The 298-nt window shown below is 68.8% G+C and carries 1 protein-coding gene; it reads right to left on the bottom strand.

Annotated elements, in window-relative coordinates; genetic code table 11:
* Positions 1 to 298, bottom strand: a 298-nt coding sequence (locus BGIM_RS65360; RefSeq protein ID WP_072022332.1) for a helix-turn-helix domain-containing protein, incomplete at both ends; no start/stop codon positions are given.

Genomic DNA, 298 nt, shown 5'->3' with positions numbered 1-298 from the left:
AAGGGTTTCGATCGCCGCTTTTTTTTGGCGAACTCCGGATCGACCCGGGAGCCGAACCACGTCTCCTGGGTCCGCCATCGCAGCCCCTCGGCCTGGAGAAGTTCGTCGACGCGTGACCGCTTGATGGCCAGGCCCTTCGCCTCGGCCACATAGGCCACCAGCCGGTCCAGCGTCCAGCAGCCGAACGGCAGGCCGAGATCGGCCGGCTTTGTCAGGGCGGCAGCGATGACCTCGGCTTTCTCGTCCGGCGTGTAGGTGGCCGGCCGGCCGGACCGGGCGGCGTCGTGCAACGCCCGCA

Source organism: Zavarzinella formosa DSM 19928 (assembly GCF_000255705.1).
GTDB lineage: Bacteria > Planctomycetota > Planctomycetia > Gemmatales > Gemmataceae > Zavarzinella > Zavarzinella formosa.
Note: the sequence above shows the minus strand (reverse complement) of the source record. Positions and strands in the feature narration are given on the sequence as shown.